Origin of the sequence: Bradyrhizobium sp. BRP19 (genome assembly GCF_020194195.1) — a bacterium.
In the GTDB taxonomy this organism is placed as follows: domain Bacteria; phylum Pseudomonadota; class Alphaproteobacteria; order Rhizobiales; family Xanthobacteraceae; genus Bradyrhizobium; species Bradyrhizobium yuanmingense.
On the sequence record NZ_JADYVZ010000004.1, the window covers coordinates 489020 to 510165 of the forward strand.

The 21146-nt window shown below is 65.2% G+C and carries 15 protein-coding genes and 1 pseudogene; 7 read left to right on the top strand and 9 right to left on the bottom strand.

The window, feature by feature from the left end; genetic code table 11:
- The first annotated feature begins 50 nt into the window (after positions 1-50).
- Entirely contained in the window at positions 51-1223 is a 1173-nt protein-coding gene (locus I6F36_RS16770; protein WP_225155565.1) for a M20 aminoacylase family protein, read from the top strand.
- 104 nt (positions 1224-1327) lie between these two features.
- Here the strand turns inward: I6F36_RS16770 and I6F36_RS16775 are convergent, their stop codons facing one another.
- Both I6F36_RS16775 and I6F36_RS16780 read right to left on the bottom strand, forming a co-directional pair.
- Positions 1328-2770 carry a UdgX family uracil-DNA binding protein gene (locus I6F36_RS16775; RefSeq protein ID WP_225171799.1) on the bottom strand — a complete coding sequence of 481 codons (1443 nt, stop codon included), beginning with the start codon at positions 2768-2770 and terminating at the stop codon, positions 1328-1330.
- A complete protein-coding gene (locus tag I6F36_RS16780; protein WP_225171800.1) occupies positions 2770-4005 on the bottom strand; it encodes a putative DNA modification/repair radical SAM protein in 1236 nt (411 codons plus the stop codon). The genes I6F36_RS16775 and I6F36_RS16780 overlap by 1 nt, the downstream gene beginning before the upstream one ends.
- 162 nt (positions 4006-4167) lie before the next feature.
- Between I6F36_RS16780 and I6F36_RS16785 the strand changes: the two genes are divergently transcribed.
- Genes I6F36_RS16785 through I6F36_RS16795 form a run of 3 tightly spaced genes read left to right on the top strand, consistent with a single transcriptional unit; the run spans position 4168 to position 9909 of the window.
- The gene (locus I6F36_RS16785) at positions 4168-4956 is read left to right on the top strand and encodes an ImuA family protein (RefSeq protein WP_225171801.1); all 789 of its coding nucleotides are present in this window, start codon (positions 4168-4170) and stop codon (positions 4954-4956) included.
- Positions 4853-6448 (top strand): DNA polymerase Y family protein, encoded by a 1596-nt coding sequence (locus I6F36_RS16790; protein WP_225171802.1) that lies wholly within the window; start codon positions 4853-4855, stop codon positions 6446-6448. Before I6F36_RS16785 ends, I6F36_RS16790 begins: the two co-directional genes overlap by 104 nt.
- The gene (locus I6F36_RS16795; protein WP_225171803.1) at positions 6445-9909 is read left to right on the top strand and encodes an error-prone DNA polymerase; all 3465 of its coding nucleotides are present in this window, start codon (positions 6445-6447) and stop codon (positions 9907-9909) included. The genes I6F36_RS16790 and I6F36_RS16795 overlap by 4 nt, the downstream gene beginning before the upstream one ends.
- 166 nt (positions 9910-10075) lie before the next feature.
- Here the strand turns inward: I6F36_RS16795 and I6F36_RS16800 are convergent, their stop codons facing one another.
- Positions 10076-10846: an SDR family NAD(P)-dependent oxidoreductase gene (locus tag I6F36_RS16800; RefSeq protein WP_225171804.1), complete on the bottom strand. Its 771-nt coding sequence runs from the start codon at positions 10844-10846 to the stop codon at positions 10076-10078.
- 200 nt (positions 10847-11046) lie between these two features.
- A complete protein-coding gene (locus tag I6F36_RS16805; protein ID WP_036006055.1) occupies positions 11047-11334 on the bottom strand; it encodes a hypothetical protein in 288 nt (95 codons plus the stop codon).
- 90 nt (positions 11335-11424) lie between these two features.
- Here I6F36_RS16805 and I6F36_RS16810 point away from each other — a divergent pair.
- The 3 genes and pseudogenes from I6F36_RS16810 to I6F36_RS16820 all read left to right on the top strand — a co-directional run.
- A pseudogene (locus I6F36_RS16810) lies at positions 11425-11640 on the top strand (CoA transferase); the annotation flags it as partial.
- A gap of 145 nt (positions 11641-11785) precedes the next feature.
- On the top strand, positions 11786-13036 hold the full coding sequence (locus tag I6F36_RS16815; RefSeq protein ID WP_225171805.1) for an efflux RND transporter periplasmic adaptor subunit: 1251 nt from the start codon (positions 11786-11788) through the stop codon (positions 13034-13036).
- A 29-nt stretch (positions 13037-13065) separates the two neighbouring features.
- Positions 13066-16182, top strand: a complete 3117-nt coding sequence (locus I6F36_RS16820) for an efflux RND transporter permease subunit (protein ID WP_225145166.1) — start codon at positions 13066-13068, stop codon at positions 16180-16182.
- Between the two features lie 3 nt (positions 16183-16185).
- Here I6F36_RS16820 and I6F36_RS16825 read toward each other — a convergent pair whose 3' ends face one another.
- From I6F36_RS16825 to I6F36_RS16845, 5 genes are all read right to left on the bottom strand, one after another.
- A complete protein-coding gene (locus I6F36_RS16825; protein ID WP_036023125.1) occupies positions 16186-17148 on the bottom strand; it encodes an amidohydrolase family protein in 963 nt (320 codons plus the stop codon).
- Between the two features lie 52 nt (positions 17149-17200).
- Complete coding sequence (locus I6F36_RS16830) at positions 17201-17758, bottom strand: hypothetical protein (RefSeq protein WP_225171806.1); 558 nt, start codon at positions 17756-17758, stop codon at positions 17201-17203.
- Positions 17759-17783: 25 nt separating this feature from the next.
- Positions 17784-19214: a TolC family outer membrane protein gene (locus I6F36_RS16835; protein WP_085972056.1), complete on the bottom strand. Its 1431-nt coding sequence runs from the start codon at positions 19212-19214 to the stop codon at positions 17784-17786.
- 187 nt (positions 19215-19401) lie between these two features.
- Positions 19402-20181: an enoyl-CoA hydratase gene (locus I6F36_RS16840; protein WP_036006037.1), complete on the bottom strand. Its 780-nt coding sequence runs from the start codon at positions 20179-20181 to the stop codon at positions 19402-19404.
- Positions 20182-20290: 109 nt separating this feature from the next.
- The gene (locus I6F36_RS16845) at positions 20291-20947 is read right to left on the bottom strand and encodes a hypothetical protein (RefSeq protein ID WP_225171807.1); all 657 of its coding nucleotides are present in this window, start codon (positions 20945-20947) and stop codon (positions 20291-20293) included.
- Between the last annotated feature and the right edge of the window lie 199 nt (positions 20948-21146).

Genomic DNA, 21146 nt, shown 5'->3' on the forward strand with positions numbered 1-21146 from the left:
GACGCTTGCATGGTAGACAGACCTGCATTTCCAACAGCTCGAGACCTTCCATGCCCATCGTGAACCGCGTCGCCGACCTTCAACCCGATATCCAGGCCTGGCGGCGGGACATCCATCAGCACCCCGAGCTGCTGTATGATGTCCACCGCACCGCAGCATTCGTTGCGGACCGGTTGCGGGAGTTCGGCTGCGACGAAGTCGTGACCGGTCTCGGCCAGACCGGCGTCGTCGGCGTGATCAAGGGCAACAAGCCCACCGGCGAGGGGCTCAAGGTGATCGGCATGCGTGCCGACATGGACGCGCTGCCGGTCGAGGAGCAGACCAATCTGCCTTACGCCTCCAAGATTCCCGGCAAGATGCACGCCTGCGGCCATGACGGCCACACCGCGATGCTGCTCGGGGCGGCCCGCTATCTCGCCGAGACGCGCAATTTCGCCGGCGATGCCGTGGTGATCTTCCAGCCCGCCGAGGAGGGTGGCGCCGGCGGCGCGGCCATGGTCAAGGACGGCCTGATGGAGCGGTTCGGCATCGAGCAGGTCTACGGCATGCACAACGGCCCGGGCATCCCGGTCGGCTCGTTCGCGATCAGGCCGGGCCCGATCATGGCGGCGACCGACGAAGTCGACATCATGATCGAGGGTGTCGGCGGCCACGCCGCGCGTCCGCACAAATGCGTCGATTCCGTGCTGGTCGGCGCGCAGGTGATCACGGCCCTGCAGTCGATCGTCTCGCGCAGCGTCGATCCCCTGGAATCGGCGGTCGTATCGATTTGCGAATTCCACGCCGGCAACGCCCGCAATGTCATTCCGCAGACTGCGACCCTGAGAGGCACCATCCGCACGCTGTCGCCGGAGGTGCGCAAGCTGGTCGAGAAGCGCGTGCATGAGGTCGTGGCGGGCATGGCGCAGATCACGGGCGCCAAGATCGACCTGCACTACAAGCGCAATTACCCGGTCGTGAACAATCATGCGGCGGAGACCGAAGTGGCACGGCGCGTCGCCACGCAAGTCGCGGGCGAGGCCCATGTCCACGAGATGGCGCCGCTGATGGGCGGCGAGGATTTCGCCTACATGCTGGAAGCGCGGCCCGGGGCCTTCATCTTCTGCGGCAACGGCGACAGCGCCGGCCTGCATCACCCCGCCTACAATTTCAACGACGAGGCGATCGTCTACGGCACGTCCTATTGGGTGAAGCTGGTCGAGGAGCAGCTCGCGGCGTCGTAGGACCGGGTCCGAAGCACAGGTGAAAGGGCCCGTGCATTCCGCGGGCCCTTGTCTATTTGAGAAATCGGATCGTCAACAACGGCGTGAGGCCATTCCCGCTGTATTCACGCAGCCCGTGCGGCCTTCTTCTGCAGGCCGGCGGCGATCTTCAGATCTTCGACGAAGCGCCGATATTCCAGAACCTTGGCTTCGGGATCAGGTAGTCGCAGCAGATAGGACGGGTGCACCGTCACCAGCGCCTTGCGCCCGTCGGGAAGCTCGATCAACCGGCCGCGGTTCTTGCCGATGGGGGTGATCTTGCCGAACACGCTCTGCGCGGCAGTGGCGCCCATTGCCACGATGAGATCGGGCTGGATTGTCGAAACTTCCCGCTCATACCATTGCCGGCACGCCCGGATCTCAGGTGTGTTCGGCTTCTGGTGCAGGCGGATCTTTCCGCGCGGCACGAATTTGAAGTGCTTCACCGCGTTGGTGACATAGACCTTCTTGCGGTCGACGCCGGCCTCCTCCAGTGCGCGATCGAGCATTTGCCCGGCCGGGCCGACGAAGGGATGGCCGGCGAGGTCTTCCTTGTCGCCGGGCTGCTCGCCGACCAGCATGATGTTGGCATTCTTCGGCCCTTCGCCGAACACGGTCTGTGTCGCGTCCTTGTAGAGATGGCAGGCGCGGCAATGCGCGGCCTCCTCGCGGAGCGTTTCGAGATCGTCGGCAGCTGACTTGCGTTTCATCGGAGCCTCCGGCCGCTTCTGAGGCTTGTGCGGATCGGTTGCGGCATTGGCGATCATGGCGCCGGTCATGCGCTCGGCGTCCTCGATCAAGGGCTTAATGATCGAAGCCTCGGGCAGGTTCCTCCAATATTTCTTCGGCATCTCGGCCTGCATCGCCTTCACCTTGAGCCGGGCCGGATTGAAGATGCTGGCATAGTAGCGCCGCCAGGTTTCCTCCAGCCGGTCTTCGCCCGGCGCCTCGCTCTTGCTGACGCCCGGCGTGAACGAGAGCGCATGGCCGTCCCAATGCGCGCAGAGGTCCGGCGTCAGGATCGACCAGGGCATGTCGGCAAAGCGCTTGGCGAAGAACGGCGCGGCGAGCTCGACGACGTGATGCTCCGGCTCGAACCAGGCGACGTAGTGCGCCTGGCGTTCCCGGCCGATCTCGCGGAAGCGCACGAAGGCATGCATCTTGTGCTCGTCGCGATAGACCGCTTTCGCCATGGCCGAGACAAGCGCGACATCGGGGTCGGTCGCGACCTCGATGAGATCGTGATTGTCCTTCAGCCGGAACAGCAAGCGATAGAGGATCGCAAAGCGCTCGCCGTCGCGATGCAGGATCGCCGCCTTGGCAAGCTCGACGAATTTTGCCGAGACGGTGAACGTGCCGTCGTTCACCTCGAGGATCGGAGACGGCGAGGACGGTGCGAACAGCTCGGCTTCGTGGCCCTGCACGGTCCAGGTGACCGCGCCGGGCGGCACGTGATGGAGCACGAGGCTGCGCGCGGCTTTGCGCCAGCCGTCGAAATCGGTTTCGGTGTCGAGCATGATGTACTGCATCAGAAGCCAAATCCCAGTTGCGTTGCTTTCGGCTTGAACCGTTCGATCAACCCGGCGGCATCGAGACGATGCGGTGAGGGGCGGTGATCGCTGAGGACGATGAACGGCAGCGCCTTGTCGCGGGGCACATGCAGCCGCGCGAGATCGGCGAGGCGGATCGTGGTGGTGCGCCGCGTTGCGAGGATGCGTTCGACCGTCCTGGTGCCGAAGCCCGGAACGCGCAGCAGCTCCTCGCGGCTGGCGCGGTTGACGTCGAGCGGGAAGCGGTCGCGGTGGCGCAGCGCCCAAGCCAGCTTGGGATCGATGTCGAGCGGCAGCATCGCGCTGTCGTCGACGATTTCGCCAACGTCGAAGCCGTAGAACCGCATCAGCCAGTCGGCCTGGTAGAGCCGGTGCTCGCGCAGCAGCGGCGGCGCGCGCAGGGGCAGCGCGCGGCTGGCATCGGGGATCGGGCTGAAGGCGGAGTAATAGACGCGCCGCAGCCGGTAGGCGCCGTAGAGGTTGGCGCTGGTGTGGAGAATGGTGTGATCGGAGGCGCTATCTGCGCCGACGATCATCTGCGTACTTTGTCCGGCGGGCGCGAAGCGCTGCGGTTTGGCCTTCGTCTTGGCGCTGCGGCTCTCCTCGGCCTCGTCCAGCTTCAGCCGCAGCCAGCCCATGGTGCGGCGGATCGCGCGCACGTCCTTCTCCGGCGCGAATTGCTGCAGGCTCGTCTCCTCAGGCATCTCGATGTTGATCGAAAGGCGGTCGGCATATTTGCCGGCCTCGGCGATCAGCGCGTCGTCGGCCTCGGGAATGGTCTTCAGATGGATGTAGCCGCGGAAATGATGCTCCTCGCGCAGTTTTCGCGCGACGCTCACCACTTGCTCCATCGTGTAATCAGGGCTGCGGATGATGCCGGAGGAGAGAAACAGGCCCTCGATGTAATTGCGCCGGTAGAAGTCGAGCGTGAGCCTGACCAATTCGTCGATGGTGAAGCGGGCGCGTGGGACATTCGAGGAGGCGCGGTTGACGCAATAAAGGCAATCGTAATTGCAGGCGTTGGTCAGCAGCACCTTGAGCAGGGAGATGCAGCGTCCGTCCGGCGCGTAGGAATGGCAGATGCCCATGCCCGGCGCGGTCGAGCCCATGCCCTTGCCGTCGCTGGAATCCCGCTTCTCGGTACCGCTGGAGGCGCAGGATGCGTCGTATTTGGCGGCATCCGCCAGAATCTCCAGCTTGCGTTGTACGTCCATGTTTGAATCTCTTTGATTCCGCTCATGAATCTTTGGATGCGCCAATTCGATTGACTCTGCCGGCGCCGTTAGCTTTATATTAGAACATATCATGAACAAATGAGCCAGCCGCTGGTTCTCTTTTTGAGAGCCATCGGCAATCACCTCTGAGGAGCGGCGAGCATGAGCGGCGCACGTATGAGCGCGCTTGCGATCCTGCGCGGCCAGATCGAGCGCATCGAGACGGCGGAGGTCGTGCATCCGCGCGATCGCATCGCGCTCGGCCATGGCGCGGCCGACGCCGCGCTGAAGGGCGGGCTCGCGCGCGCGGCGATCCACGAGGTGTTTTGCGAGGGGCGACAGGGCGCGGCCGCGACGGGGTTTGTCATGGGCCTTGCGGGACGCGTGAGCGCGCGCCGGCCGCTATTGTGGGTGCGGCAAGATTTTTCGGAGCTCGAAACCGGCGCGCTGTCGATGAGCGGGCTATCCGAGCTCGGTCTCGATCCGCGCCGTGTGGTGATGGTGCGCGCCGCCGATGTCGAGAGCGCGCTGCGCACCTCGGCCGACGCGCTCGCCTGCGATGCGCTCGGCGCCGTCGTGCTCGAGCTCTGGGGCGAGACCAGGCAGTTCGATCTGGTGGCAAGCCGCAAGCTGACGCTGGCCGCGCAAGGCTCGGGCGTGACCGGCCTCTTGCTGCGGATGGCCGCGCAGCCGCTGCCCTCGACCGCGGAGACACGATGGATGCTGCGTGCGGCGCCTTCGCCGCCGGGCTCGGTGTGGAGTGCCTGGGGCGCGCCGGTGTTCGATGCCGAACTCTTGCGCAATCGTCATGGCCCCTGCGGCCGGTGGATCATGGAATGGAATTGTGATGAGTGCCAGTTCAGTGAACCGTCGACGTATCCTCAGCCTGTGGCTGCCGCGCCTGCCCATCGACAGGATCCAGCGGTTCCTTGGCAGCGCCGGGCTGGGTAAAACCAACCATGAGCCGAGCATTGTCGTCATCAAGGACAACAATGCGCTGGTGATCCATGCGCTGGACGAGGCCGCCGAGCGCCTCGGCCTGTATATCGGCCAACCGCTGGCCAATGCGCGGGCGATGTGCCCGGATTTGCGTGTGTTCGACGCCGATACCGTGGCCGATGCGAAGACGCTCAGCGATATCGCCGATTGGTGTGACCGCTTCACGCCGCTGGTGGCGCTCGATCCACCGCACGGGCTGTTCCTGGACATCACCGGTTGCGCGCATCTGTTCGGCGGCGAGGCCGCGCTGCTCAAGACGCTGGTCCGTGCGCTCGGCCGGCAAGGCTTTGCCGTCAGCGCGGCGATCGCGGGCACCTCGATCTGCGCCCGCACGCTGACGCGGCAGGTATCCGGCACCATCGTGGCCGATGGCGGCGAGGCGGAGGCGATCAGGTCGTTTCCAGTCTCCGCGCTCGGTGCGGGTGAAGCCATCACCACCGGCCTGCGCCGTGCCGGGCTGAAAACCATCGGCGACGTCGCATCGCGCAGCGCCTCCGAGATCACGGCGCGGTTCGGCGCGCGCTTCTCCACGCTGCTCGCCCATGCATTGGGGCAGGGTGATGCGCCGATCAGCCCGCGCAAACCGCTGCCCGATTACATCGTCGAGAAGCGCTTTGCCGAGCCGATCGCAACCGACACCATGATCGCGATGACGCTGTCGCGGCTCGCCGACACGTTGATCGCGTCCATGGAGAAGCAGGGCAAAGGCGCGCGGCGGCTTGAAGCGGCGTTCTTCCGCACCGACGGTGTGGTGCGTACGATTACGGTCGAGACCGGACGTCCGGTGACGCGAAGCGCCGTGGTCGACCGCTTGTTCCGCGAGCGGCTCGATGCACTCGCTGATCCCCTCGATCCCGGCTTCGGCTTCGACATGGTGCGGTTGTCGGCGAGCCGCACCGAAATCGTGGTGCAGGAGCAGCGCGATCTCGATGCCCATGTCCACGACAATGACGAGCTCGCGGCGCTGATCGACCGCATCGCCGCGCGGATCGGCGGCAGGCGTGTCGTCGTGCACCTGCCGCAGGATACCCACATCCCCGAAAGCGCGGTGCGGGCCGCATCGGCGCAGCATCATCTCGCTGCTGCCATGCAGGCTGAATGGCCGGCGCGCGTCGCGAGCGAGCCGCCGCTGCGTCCCTTGCGGCTGTTCGACAAGCCGGAGCCGATCAAGGTGCCGTTCGCGACCGTGCCAGACGGTCCGCCGCATCAATTCACCTGGCGGCGCGCGCTGCATGCGGTGGTGCGGGTCGAGGGGCCCGAGCGCATCGCGATGGAATGGTGGCGGCAGGACGGCAAGCAGCTGACGCGGGATTATTTCCGCATCGAGGATGCCGAAGGCCTGCGCTTCTGGATCTTTCGCGACGGTCTCTATGAAGGCGAGGTGTTCGACGGTGACGGCAAGCCGGCGTCTCCCGGCTGGTATGTGCACGGTCTCTTCGCATGAATACCCTTAGCTATGCCGAGATCGGCATCACCACCAATTTCTCCTTCCTGCGCGGCGGCTCGGATCCGCGCGCCTATGTGCATCAGGCGAGCAAGCTCGGGATTCCCGCGATCGGCATTGCCGACCACAACACGCTTGCCGGCGTGGTGCGCGCCTACCAGGAGCTTGACAATGACGAGGTGCTGCACAAGCCGAAACTGTTGATCGGCGCTCGCATCGTCTTCATTGACGGCACGCCCGACATCCTGGTCTATCCACGCGATCGCGCGGCCTATGGCCGGCTGTGCCAGCTCCTGACAAGGGGCAAGCGTGGCGATGACATCACGCGGATCGAAAAGGGCGAGTGTCATCTCAGGCTTGACGATCTCCTGGAATTCTCGGAAGGCCAGCTCCTGGTGTTGACGCTGCCGCATCGTTTCGAGCTGGCGCGGGCGCTGGATGTCCTCGCAAAGCTGAAGGCGAGCCGTGCCGAGGGCGTGTGGCTGGCGGCGAGCCTGCTCTATCGCGGCGACGACAAGCGTCGCCTCTTGCGGCTCGATGATCTCGCCGCAAAGGCCAAGGTGCCGCTGCTCGCGACCAATGAGGTGCTGTATCACGATCCCGGCCGCCGTCCGCTTCAGGACGTGCTGACCTGCATCCGGGAAAAGACCACGATCGAGGCGATTGGGCGGAAGTTAGAGGCCAATGCCGAGCGCTTCCTGAAGACGCCGCGTGAAATGGCGCGGCTGTTCCGCGATTTTCCCGAGGCGATTGCGCAGACCATGCGCTTTGCGGACGCAATCGAGTTCTCGCTCGATCAGCTGAAGTATCAATATCCCGACGAGCCGGTACCGCCGGGCAAGACCGCGCAGGGGCATCTGGAGGACCTGACCTGGGCGGGCGTCGACAAATATTTCGGCGGCAAGATCGACGACAAGCTGCGCGCGACCCTGAAGAAGGAGCTCGCGCTGATCGCCGAGCTGAAATACGCGCATTACTTTCTCACCGTGCACGATATCGTCCACTACGCGCGCAGCCAGAACATTTTGTGCCAGGGCCGCGGCTCGGCGGCGAACTCGGCCGTGTGCTACGTGCTCGGCATCACCTCGGTCGACCCGACCAAGGTGGACCTGTTGTTCGAGCGCTTCATCTCCAAGGAGCGGCTGGAGCCGCCCGACATCGACGTCGATTTCGAGCATTCGCGCCGCGAGGAGGTGATGCAATATGTCTATCGCCGCTACGGCCGCCACCGCGCCGCGATCATCGCCACCGTCATTCATTATCGCCCGCGCAGCGCCATCCGCGACGTCGGCAAGGCGCTCGGCCTGACCGAGGACGTCACCGCCGCGCTCGCCGACACCGTTTGGGGCAGCTGGGGCAAGGGCCTCAACGACATGCAGGTCCGGCAGGCCGGGCTCGATCCGAACAATCCCATGATCAACCTCGCGGTCGAGCTTGCGACCGAGTTGATTGAATTCCCGCGCCATCTGTCCCAGCATGTCGGCGGCTATGTACTGACCCAGGACCGGCTCGACACCTATGTGCCGATCGGCAATGCCGCGATGGACGACCGCACCTTCATCGAATGGGACAAAGATGACGTCGATGCACTGAGCATGATGAAGGTCGACGTGCTGGCGCTGGGCATGCTGACCTGCATCAGGAAATGTTTCGATCTGATCGACCAGCACAAGGGCGAGCGTTTTATGCTGGCGAGCGTCCCGCAGGACGACCCCAGGGTTTACGACATGCTGTGCCGCGGGGAATCGCTCGGCGTGTTCCAGGTCGAGAGCCGCGCCCAGATGAACATGCTGCCGCGGCTGAAGCCGCGCACCTTCTACGATCTCGTCATCGAGGTCGCGATCGTGCGCCCCGGGCCGATCCAGGGCGACATGGTGCATCCTTATTTGCGGCGGCGGAACGGGCTGGAAAAGGTGAGCTATCCGTCTCCGTCGCCGGAGCATGGCGACAAGGACGAACTCTACAAGGTGCTGCACAAGACGCTCGGTGTCCCGCTGTTCCAGGAGCAGGCGATGCGCATTGCGATCGAGGCCGCGCATTTCACCTCCGAGGAAGCCAACGGCCTGCGCCGCTCGATGGCGACCTTCCGCAATGTCGGCACCATCGGCCAATATGAGGAGAAGCTGATCGGCAACATGGTGGCGCGCGGCTACGATCCCAACTTCGCCAAAAGCTGCTTTGACCAGATCAAGGGATTTGGATCCTACGGCTTTCCGGAGAGCCATGCCGCGAGCTTTGCACAGCTGGTCTACATTTCGTCGTGGCTGAAGCACTATCATCCCGACGCCTTCTGCTGCGGTCTGTTGAATTCGCAGCCGATGGGCTTTTATGCGCCGGCGCAGATCGTCAGCGACGCCCGCAAGAACGGCGTCGAGGTGCGCGACATCGACGTGTCCTACAGCTTTGCACAGAACACGCTGGAGGAGGGGAGCGGTCAGTATTGCGCCGTGCGCCTCGGCTTTCGCCAGATCGATGGATTCCACTGGCTGGACGAGGATGAGGAGCGCCTGAAGCGCTCTCAGTCGTCATTCCGGGGCGCGCGTAGCGCGAACCCGGAATCCATCGCGCCGCATACGCCTGGCGGAGGAATGGATTCCGGGCTCGACGCTGACGCGTCGCCCCGGAATGACGGTGTCGAGAAAGCCCAGGACTGGGCCGACCGCATCATTGCCGCGCGCAACCGCCGTCCCTTCACCTCGCTGGAGGATTTCGCCCGCGACACCGGTCTGCCCAAGCGCGCGCTGATCCTCTTGGCGGATGCCGATGCGTTCCGCTCGCTCGGGCTCGACCGCCGCGAAGCGCTGTGGCAGGTGCGGCGGCTGCCCGACGACGTGCCGCTGCCGCTGTTCGAGGCGGCGACCGCGCGCGAGCAGCCGGACGAAGGCGCAAAACCGCTGCCGGTGATGCCGCGCGCCGAGCAGGTGGTCGCGGACTACCAGACCATCCGGCTGTCGCTGAAGGGCCATCCGATGGAATTCCTGCGCGAGATGTTTACGCGCGAGCGCATCGTGGCCTGCAAGGAGATCAGCCATGAGAACGAGCGGCGCCGCGTCCGCTGCGCCGGTGTGGTCCTGGTGCGGCAGCGGCCGGGCAGCGCCAGCGGCGTCGTGTTCATGACGCTGGAGGATGAGACCGGCATCGCCAATGTCGTGGTCTGGCCCAAGATCATGGAGCAGTACCGGAAAGAAGTGATGGGCGCGCGCCTCATCCTGGTCGAAGGCTACATCCAGAGCAGCCCCGAAAAGGTGACGCATCTCATCGCCCAGCGCATGATCGACCGCTCGCACGATCTGGTCGGCCTCGCCAACGATGCGCTCGGCCGCAAGCATCCGCTGCCCGCAGGCGCCACCTTGGTCGAGCCGCTCAACGAAGACCCCCGCGCGCTCACGGATATGCCGGCACAAAAAATCCGCCACCCCCGCAACGTCCGCATCCTGCCGCCGTCGCGGGATTTTCATTGAGCGAGCGCGGGCTACTGCCGACGTTTGTTGCGATGATTGCGCCTCATTCTCAGTCGTCATGCCCGGGCTTGACCCGGGCATCCACCTCTTTCGGAGTGCGCAGCAGTGCGTGGATGGCCGGTCAAGCCCGGCCATGACGGAGGAGAGAGAGCTCGGCAAGCTGCCCTCAAAAATTCACCCTGTTCGAAATCGCGCCGTCCACGACGAAATTCGAACCCGTCGTGAATCCCGACACCGGGCTGGCCAGAAACACCGCCGCGCTCGCGATGTCCTGCGGCGTTGCCATGCGGCCGGTCGGGTTGCGCTTCATCGCGTCCTGGTACCGCTCCGGCATGTTCTTCTCGATCATCTCCCAGACGCCGCCTTTGAAATAGACGGTGCCGGGCGACACGACATTCACGCGGATCTTCTTCTTCGCGTATTGCCGCGCCAGTCCCTTGGCCATGTGGATCAGCGCGGCCTTGATCGGGCCGTAGGAGCTGGCCGTGTCCGCCTGCGCCGCGGAGATCGACGAGATGATCACGAAGGCCGCATCGCCGCTGCCGGCGCCGCTTGTCTCGAGGAACGGTCGGGCGGCGTCGAAGGCGTGCACGGCGCCGAGCACATCGAGCCGAAAGTTCTGCTCCCAGGATGCGGGATCGTGCCCTTGCGCCATTGCGCCGGCATTGGAGAACAGCAGGTCGATGCCGCCGAGCTCTTGCGCAGCCGTCTCGATCCAGCTTTTCAGCGCCGCGCCGTCGGTGACGTCGACGGGGCCGCCGGTGGCGCGGATGCCGCCCGCCTTCAGCTCCGCGACGGTGGCCGCAACCTGATCGGCGTTTCGCGCGCACACCGCGACATTGGCGCCTTCGCCGGCCAGCGTCGCCGCAATCGCCCGCCCGATGCCACGCGTGCCGCCGAGCACCACAGCGTTCTTGCCTTTGAGACCGAGATCCATTGTTGGCTCCTTTTTGTTGGTGCTGCGAGTGTAGCTGTTTCGCGAGGCGCCCAGAAGCCTCCACGTCGTCATTGCGAGCCACCGGGTCCGCGCAAAGCGCGGCCCGATGACAGGCTCCGCGAAGCAATCCAGAAATGCATCCGCGGAAGGATCCTGGATTGCTTCGTCGCAAGGGCTCCTCGCAATGACGCGGAGACACTTCACTCCGGCGCCGCTCCCACCGGCGGGCCGCCGGGCGGGCGGTGCAGGAAGGTCAACGAGGCATAGGCGCCGGCCCAGGAGCCGATTGCGGCAAAGGCAACGTAGAAGACGTTCTCGGTGTAGCTGATCACGGCGTAAGAGGAGAGCAGGTACCAGACCGCGCTCCAGTTCGCCGCCGGGATGCGCTTGCGCGCGATCACGGCCGAGGTGAACATGACATAGACGGCGTCGGTGGCCGCCGTCGCGATGAACACGGCACCTGCGATGAGGGGATCGATGGCGGCCATTGCAATCCTTTCTGCGATCATGACACGGTCGCGAAAAGTACAGCAAATGAGCGGGGAGAGAAGCAGCCATGCAAAGCCCCGCCGACATTCTGGCTGCGGAATCTCGGTCGGCTCGAGGGCGGATTGAATACCCCGGATGTTACGGGAGAGGCCGTACATTCTGCGTTCATAGAGCACATGCAATCTGGCTTCGGCACGTTGAAGGCGGTGCAGCATTCCGTTTGGCTGTCGAAGACGCCGGCGCAATGGAGTCGTCCGGCGATGCCGCTCGGCAGTCATCCGGCACAATGGCCGGGCCGAAGCTGACATGAAGCTGACATGTCGCAAAATTTTAACGCAGACGGAAAGGGCCGACGCGTTTTTTAGGTTGTTTGAAATCCCAAATCGGCACTATTAGCGCGACCGATGCGGCAATCATTTGCCGAGATCGTCGCAGACACGACCGGGCCCCATGGCAGTTGAGATTACCAAGCGATTGCACGTGATTGCAAAACAACGGGTGATCGCATCCGTAGTTTTACTAGCTGTCGCCGGCGCCGGTGTCGGAGCGTACGGCTTGTTCTCTTCGGGCCCGAAGGCAAAAAAGCACTCCGAGATCTCCAGCCAGTCGCGCAGGAACGCGCAGACCTTCACGCCGACACCGTCCGAATGGGCGACGCTGACGATTGAACCGGTCGCCGCCAGGAGCTTCCGGGCCGAGTATGTCACCGAGGGCAAGGTCGCGGTCGACGAGGATCGTTCGACGCCGGTGTTCTCGCCCTATGCAGGCCGTGTCACCAAGCTGCTCGCCAAGCCCGGCGAGACGCTGAAGCAAGGGCAACCGCTGTTTACGATCGAGGCCGCCGACACCGTGCAGGCCCAGAACGATTTCATCGCGGCGATGACCTCGCAGAACAAGGCGAAGTCGGCGCTCGAGCTTTCCGACATCCAGTTCAAGCGCGCCAAGGACCTCTACGAGGGCCATGCCATTCCGCTCAAGGATTACCAGCAGGCGGAAGCGGCCCAGGTGCAGGCGCAAAACGACATGCGCTCCTCGGTGGCGGCGCTGGAAGCCGCGCGCAACAAGCTGCGCATCCTCGGCTTCACCGACGAAGCCACCAAGACGTTCCAGGAAAAGGGCGTCATCGATCGGGAGATCACGATCTACTCGCCGATCTCCGGCACGGTCGTGCAACGCAAGATCGGCCCGGGCCAATACGTCAATTCCGGCGCCAGCGATCCGGTCTTCGTGGTCGGCGACCTCTCCACGGTCTGGCTCACGGCCTTCGTGCGCGAGAGCGATGCGGCCGCGGTGTGCATCGGGCAGGACATCACCGTCAATGTGATGGCGCTGCCGGGCCGTCCGTTCAGCGCCAAGATCAACTACGTTGCTGCCGCGATCGACCCCGCCACCCGCCGCCTGCAGGTCCGCGCCACGATCGACAACAAGGACGGGCTGCTCAAGCCGGAAATGTTCGCGAACGTCACGATCTATTCGGCCGGCGACCGCGCCGCGCCGGCGGTGCCGAAGCATGCGCTGATCTACGAGGCCGACAAGGTCCGCCTCTGGGTCGCGCGCGAGGACAAGTCGGTCGAGCTGCGCCAGATCAAGATCGGTCTCATCAACGGCAACCTCGTCGAGGTCACCAGCAATCTGAAACCCGGCGAGCAGATCGTCACCAAAGGCAGTTTGTTCATCGACCGCGCGGCGTCCGGCAGCTGATCGACGACCCAAGAAAATTGAAGACCTGAATGGATCGTCTCGTTGCCCTTGCCGTCAACCGGCGTTTCCTGATGGTCGGCATGTTCGTCGCCGTGCTGATCGGCGGCTTGATCGCGTTCAACCGGCTCAACATCGAAGCCTATCCCGATCCGACTCCGCCGATGGTCGACATCGTGACGCAGAGCCCGGGCCTGTCGGCGGAAGAGATCGAGCGCTACATCACGATCCCGATCGAGACCCAGGTTGCCGGTCTGAAGAACGTCACGACCATCCGTACCATCTCGCTCTACGGCCTCTCCGACGTCAAGATCCAGTTCTCCTTCGCCTACACCTATGACGAGGCGTTGCAGCAGGTCTTGAACCGCCTGGCTCAGCTTGCGCCGCTGCCCGGCAACGTGCAGCCGCAGATCTCGCCGCTCAGCCCGATCGGCGAGATATTCCGCTACCGTCTCGTCGGGCCGCCGAACTACAGCGTGCTCGACCTCAAGACCATTCAGGACTGGATCCTGCAGCGCCGCTTCCGCGCCGTGCCGGGAGTCATCGACGTCACCGGCTGGGGCGGCAAGAGCAAGACCTACGAGATCCAGGTCGACTTCAACAAGCTGGTCGCTAACGGGTTGACGTTGCCGCAACTGCTGCAGGCGGTCGGCAATTCCAACGTCAATGTCGGCGGTAACACCGTTGATATCGGCCAGCAATCGGCGGTGGTGCGCGGCGTCGGCCTGATCCGCTCGATCGACGACCTCGCCAATACCATGGTGGCGCAGACCGGCGGCAATCCGGTGCTGGTGAAGGACGTCGCCACCGTCACCGTCGGTCAGAAGCCACGTCTCGGCATTGCCGGCCTCGACGATTCCGACGACATCGTGCAGGGCATCGTCCTGATGCGGCGCGGCGAGCAGAGCTCGCCGACCATCAGGCGCGTCCACGAGCTCGTTCAATCCATCAACAACTCCAGCATCCTGCCGCCCGGCGTGCGCATCGAGCGCATCTACGACCGCGGCGACCTGATCGAGCTCACCACCCACACCGTGCTGCACAACATGGTGGTGGGCATCCTGCTGATCGTGCTGTTGCAGTGGATCTTCCTCGGCGATCTCCGGAGCGCGCTGATCGTCGGCGCCACCATCCCGTTCGCGCTTTTTTTTGCGGTCATCATCCTGGTGCTGCGCGGGGAATCGGCCAACCTTCTGTCGGTCGGTGCGATCGATTTCGGTCTCATTGTCGATGCCACCGTGATCATGGTGGAGGCGATCTTCCGCCGCCTGACGCAAACGACACCGATGTCGGAATCCGAGCATATGTCGCCCGAGACGCTGTTCGGCATGAAGAGCCATGCCATCCTCAGCGCGGCCGCCGACGTCTCCCGATCGATCTTCTTTGCCGCGGCGATCATCATCGCGGCGTTCCTGCCGCTGTTCACACTCTCGGGCGTCGAGGGCAACATCTTCGGACCGATGGCGCGGACCTATGCCTACGCACTGGCCGGTGGCCTGCTTGCCACCTTCACCGTGACTCCCGCGCTGTCCGCGATCATCCTGCCGGCGCATGTCGAGGAGACCGAGACGAAGGTGATGCTGATCCTGCACCGGCTCTACATGCCTGTGCTGAACTGGGCGGTCGCCAACCGCAACATCGTCCTCGGCGCCGCGGTCGGTCTGGTGTTGATGACGGTCGCGCTCGCCCGGCTGCTCGGCCTCGAATTCCTGCCGAAGCTGGAGGAGGGCAACCTCTGGATCCGCGCCACGCTGCCGCCGACCATCTCGCTGCAGGAAGGCAACAGCTACGTCAACGAGATGCGCAAGGTGATCCGCGCCCGGCCCGAGGTCGAATCCGTCGTGTCGCAACACGGCCGTCCCGACGACGGTACCGACGCCGCCGGCTTCTTCAACGCCGAGTTCTTCGCGCCGCTGAAGCCCGTGAGCCAGTGGCCCGGTACCCGCGACAAGGAAGAGCTGACCGCGCAGCTGCTCAAGCAGCTCGACGATCGCTTCCCCGGCGTCGAGTTCAACTTCTCGCAATATCTCCAGGACAACGTCTCCGAAGCCGTCTCCGGCGTGAAGGGCGAGAACTCGATCAAGCTGTTCGGCAGCGACCTTCAGGCGCTCACCGACACCGCCAACAAGATCAAGTCCGTGCTCGCCACCGTGCAGGGCGTCACCGACCTTGCTGTGTTCACTTCGCTGGGCCAACCGACCGTCCAGATCGACATCGACCGCGCCAAGGCGGCGCGCTACGGCCTTGCACCGGGCGACATCAACGCGACCATCAAGGTCGCGATCGGCGGCGACAGCGCCGGAGATCTTTACGAGCCCGGCAGCGACCGCCACTTCCCGATTATCGTGCGCCTCGCGCCGGAATACCGCCGCAGCGCCGAGGCGATCCAGAATTTGCGGATTGGCGCGCCCGGACCGAACGGCACCGTCACGCAGATTCCCTTAAGCGAGGTCGCGACCATCAGCCTCGTCTCGGGTGCGGCCTACATCTATCGCGAGCAGCAGGAGCGTTATCTGCCGATCAAGTTCTCGGTGCGCGAACGCGATCTCGGCAGCGCGATCCGCGAGGCGCAGCAGAAGATCGCCGCGCAGGTACAGCTGCCGCCGGGCTCGCACATGGAATGGGTCGGCGAGTTCGGCAACCTCCAGGATGCGATCCGGAGGCTGTCGATCGTGGTGCCGATCTCGCTGGCGCTGATCGGCGTGCTGCTCTGGTTTAATTTCGGCTCGATGACCGACACGCTGCTCGCGATGAGCGTGATTCCGATGGCGATCTTCGGCGGCGTGCTCGGCCTCTTGATCTCGGGCACCGCGTTCAGCGTCTCCGCGGCGATCGGCTTCATTGCGCTGTTCGGCATCGCGGTGATGGACGGCATCATCATCCTCTCGCAGTTCAACCAGCTGATCGAAGAGGGCATGGACCGCATGAGCGCGGTGGTGCGCACCGGCGAGCTGCAGCTCCGGCCGGTGCTGATGACCTGTGTCGTCGCAGGCGTCGGCCTCCTGCCGGCAGCGCTGTCCGAAGGCATCGGCTCGCAGGTGCAGAAGCCGCTCGCGGTTGTCGTCGTCACCGGCATGATGCTGGCGCCGGTCGTGATTCTGGTGACCTTGCCGGTGCTGATCTCCTTCTTCTCCCGCCGCGCGCGCTGACCGTCAGAACCCGTAGAGCCGCGCCGGATTGTCGACCAGGATCTTCTTGCGCACCTCGGCATCCGGCGCCCACACCGGAAGCTGGTTGAGCAGGCGGCCGTCGTCGATCTGATAGAGCGGCGCGATGTCGGTGGGCTTGCGGCCCTCGACGCGGCTCGAATCCGGATGCGGCCAGTCGGTGCCCCAGACGATGCGGTCCGCATTGGCCGCGATCAGCGCGCGGGCATAGGGCACCATGTCCTGATAGTCGGGCGCCAGCTTCGACGAGCGATAGGCGCCCGAGATCTTCACATAGGCCTTGCCGGACTTCACCAGCGCGACGAGGTCGGAGAAGCCCGGCTGCTCCAGCCCGAGCGAAGCGTGAAGGCCGCCGAAATGGTCGAACACGACCGGCACCGGCGCCGTCTCGACGAGGTCCTTGATCGCGGAGATCATGGCCAGCGTGGTGTAGAGCTGCACGTGCCAGCCGCGCGCCTTCATGCGCTCGACGGCGGCGGAGAAGCGCGGCCGGCCGACATTGGGGTCGTTGACGCCGCCGGTCGCCAGATTGAGGCGGATGCCGCGGAAGCCGTCCTGGTGCATCGTATCGAGCGCGCTCTCCGGCGTCTTGTCGTCGATTACGGCGACGCCGCGCGCGGTCTCGCCGCGCGCCTTCATGCCGAACAGTGTGGAGGAATTGTCGGTGCCGTAGACGCTCGGTGTCACAATCACCACGCGCTCGATATGCAGCGCCTTGTGCAGCGCCGCCATTTCTTCCGGCGAAGCCGGCTCCGGCGTATAGACGCGGCCCGTGAAGAACGGAAACTTTTCGACATCGCCATGAATGTGGGTGTGGCAGTCGCAGGCATGCGCCGGCACATCGAAATTGATCGGCGTCGCAGGCTGCGCCGCGCGGGCATGGGCTTTGCTGGTCATGGCTACTCCGGCCGCAAGGGAGGCAAGCAGGACGCTGCGTCGGCTGAGCACGATTTCTCTCCCGGTCTGTTTTTTTATCGGCGAGTGGGAGGAGAATATCACATCAGCCGGGTAACCGCTCCGCTTCGCTGCATAGCTGCTCGACAAGCTCCGCAAGCGGACGTGAGCCGTCCACGCGTACGACCGGGCAGGGCAGGCCGGCGAGCCAGGCTTCGTGCTTGGCGAAACTGCGGCCTTCGCGATCGCCGGCTTCGTAATGGGAAGCCCATTCGACGAAGTCTTCGGTTTCGCCATGGCGCCAGCCGCCCGGCGCGACGGCATCAGCGCCGAAATGGGCGGCTTCGCGGGCGCGCAATCGCTTCATACGAATCTCGCGCGGCGCGGTCACGAAGACGACCAGGTCGAAGTACGAAACGAGCTCTTCGCCCCAGCCGGTGACGGACCCGCTCAGCACCCAGTCGAGACGCGGCAAGAACATCTCGTGCATCAGGCGCAGGCGGTCGGCGGCCGGGCGGGTCGTCCGATAGGGCGGCACGGTGGGCAGCCAGAAATAGTCGTCGCTGTCGTGATGCGGCAGCGCAAGCTGCCCGGCGAGCGCACGACCGATCGTGGTCACGCCGCAGCCCGAGGCTCCCATCAGATGGATGCGGCGGCTTTTCATCGGCCTCCACCAGAGAGATTTGAGGCTACTGCCCCGACGGCGTGCGCAGGCCGTGCCAAGCGTCGCGGACCTGGTGGTAGTGCACCTCGGGCAGATAATCCGGCGTGTTCAGGTTAAGCGTCTTGACGTCGAGATGGCCGATGGCGCTGAGCAGCGTGTAGGAGGCGATCACGCGGTCGCGTTGCGCGCCGATCAGGCGGGCCTTGGCCTGGATCAGGTCGGCCTGCGAGTTCAAGACGTCCACCGTCGTGCGCTGGCCGCCGGCGGCCTCGCGCTGCACGCCCTGCAGCGCGACGGTGGCCGCCTTCACCTCGGACTCCGAGGCCGAGACCGTGATCTTGGCGCCTTCGTTGGCAACCCAGGCGCTGACCGCCGCCGTCCGCGCTTGATTGCGCACCTGGTCGAGCACGAGCCGGCTCTGCGCCGTGATCTCCTTGGCCTGCCGGGTCTGCGCCGCGGCCTGGCCGCCGTCGTAGATCGGCGCGGTGACATTGGCGACGATCGAAGCCTGGTCCTCGGCGAGGGTGCTGAGCGCCGGGTCGTTGTTGCGGCTTTTGCTGGCGCTGCCCTGGATCGTCGCGCTCGGCAGCAGCGTCCCTTCGGCGATGCGGATGTTGGTGGAGGCGACATCGACGTCGAAGCTGGCGGCCATCACCGCCGGATGCTGGCGGATCGCCATCGTCATGGCATCCTCGCGGCTCTTCGGCAGATAGCGGTCGACGGCCTCGGCAGGCCTGAGCTGCGAGGGCGCATTGCCGATCACCTGCGCATAGGTGGCCTGGCTGACCGCAAGCGCGACCTCGGCCGCGTTGAGATCGGCAAGGCCACGATTGAGGCGGGCCTCGGCCTGCGCGGTGTCGGTCGGCGTGACGTCGCCGGCATTGAGCCTGCGCTGGGTGACGGAGAGCGTCTCGCGCAGGAAGGCGACGTTGGAGCGCTGCGCCTCGACCAGCGACTGGTTGGCGAGAACATTGGTGTAGGCGGTGACCGCATCGAGCAGCACGCCCTGGCCGACATTGCGGAGCGCTTCGCGGCCCGACTGCACCTGGAGCTCGGCGGCCCGCACGCCGTTGGCGGTGCGGAAGCCGTTGAACAGGCTCTGCGTCACGGTGACGCCGATGATCCAGGGCTTCAGATTGCCGGTCTGGATGGTGTTGTCCGGCAACAGATTGCGCACCGATTGCAGGCCGGCGCTGAGGCTCGCCACGATCTGCGGCCGGTAGCCGGCCAGCGCCTGCGGCACGTTCTCGTCGGTGGCGCGCTGGCGCGCACGCTCGGCATTGAGCTGCGGATTGGTCTGATACGCTTTTGCCAAGGCGTCCGGCAGTGCTTCGGCCCATGCCGCGGAGGGAAGGGCGCACGAGAACGCCAGCGTGGTCCATGTCGCAAGCGCATGACCCGCGCTCGATCGACGTCGCGTCACCCCGCGACCAGCTCTGGCGGTACGCCCAATCATGTAATCTCGCTTAACCCCGGCTGTCCGCCCCCGCCGACGATGGCCTCTTAACTGTTTAGCCAGCCGAGGTCCCGCAGGCAAACTGCCGCGGGCAAAACTCCCATGTATTCCGTGCTTGTTGCAGGCGCGTCACAGGCTGTGCGCGGGAAAGCGCCAGAGCCTTACACCGGCCTGACCGGCTCGTGCGCTACCGGTTCTTGTTCACAGGCTTGCGCTTCTCGATGAACGCCGCCATGCCCTCCGAGCGGTCCTCGAGCGCGAAGGTCGAATGGAACAGGTTGCGTTCGACGCTCATGCCTTCGGAGAGCGTGGTCTCGAAGGCGCGGTTCACCGCTTCCTTGGCCATCGCGGCCGCAGGGCGCGACATCGCGGCGATCTTCTCGGCGGCCGCCATGACCTCGTCCATCAGCTTGTCGGCGGGTACGATACGGCTGACCAGGCCGGAGCGCTCGGCTTCGGCGGCGTCCATCATCCGGCCGGTGAGGCAGAGGTCCATGGCCTTGGACTTGCCGATCGCGCGCGTCAACCGCTGGGTGCCGCCGATGCCGGGAATGGTGCCGAGCGTGATCTCGGGCTGGCCGAACTTCGCGGTGTCGGCGGCGATGATGAAATCGCACATCATGGCGAGCTCGCAGCCGCCGCCGAGCGCGTAGCCGGCGACCGCGGCGATGGTTGGCTTGCGACAGCGCGCGATGCGGTCGCCCCCGATCGCGGCGAAATCCTCGGAGAACATGTCGATGAAGCCCTTGGGCTGCATCTCCTTGATGTCGGCGCCGGCGGCAAAGGCCTTCTCGTTGCCGGTCACGACGATGCAGCCGATGGCGTCATCGGCCTCGAGATCGTCGACCGCAGCTGCGATCTCGCGGAAGACGCCGAACGAGAGCGCGTTGAGCATCTTCGGCCGGTTCAGCTTGACGATGCCGACCGCGCCGACGCTCTCGACGATGATGTGTTCGAACGTGCTCATGCTCCACCCACGCTTTCGATTGAGCGGGCAATGTGCCCGCTGGCGCGGATGCCTTCAAGGGGGCCGGACGCGGGACGCGCGCGGGGTCGCGTCCCGGCGGAACCGGCCATCAGGCCATGAACATGCGCGCGGCGGAGGCCAGGGTCAGCAATGTGCCGACGCCGATGAAGATCTTGCCGATCAGGGAGCTCTGGTCCCAGGCCGAGCTCTGCTGGCTGCTGGCCATCACCGGCGCCGGCCGCGGCTGCGCCTCGGTTGCGGCGATCACCGCCTTCTGCGGCGGCCGGGTCTCCTGCAAGGCCCGATCGATGTCGTTGAGTTGATCGGGCGCGACGACCTGGCTTTCGGGGCTCTCGGCGCTGGTATTATCGGCGGCTGCCTGGACGTTGTCGTTGGCGCGGTTCGTCATCGCGGAGGCTGCCGCGGCAGTCGGCGTGTCGGCGGCGAGCTGCGCATTGGCGTTGGCGACCTCCGGAGCCAGCTGGCTCGAGGCCGGGACCTGACTGTCGGCCTTGTCGTTCTTGGCCTCGTCGGGCTTGGCCGCCGTGTCCTTCTTGTCGGCCTTGTCCTCGGATTTCTGCCCCGTCTTCCTGCTGTCGGTGCGGCGCGAGTCTTGGCGCCGGTGCTTGGCCGTATCGGCCCCTTTGTCGGCGTTCTCCGATTTGTTGCCTGCGGCCGAGTTCGGCGCCGCCTGTGCGAGGCCCCCGGATAGCAAGACAAGCCCGGCCAAAACGATCAGGGCCGCGCGCGCGCTGGTTTTCATCATGTCGACGATCTCCCCAATTCCGCCCGTCCCGGCAGCGAACAGAGACCCCGGGGCGTGACGACAGCGGGGCAGAAAATGGGAATCTTCGGGCTACACCGGGCAAAAACGCGGCAGACCCCTCCCGCAGCCGCCCGCCCGATGCAGGACGCACCGATCGGTGTTAAGAGCCGTCGCAGATGTTTGCGGCCGCATCGGTCGC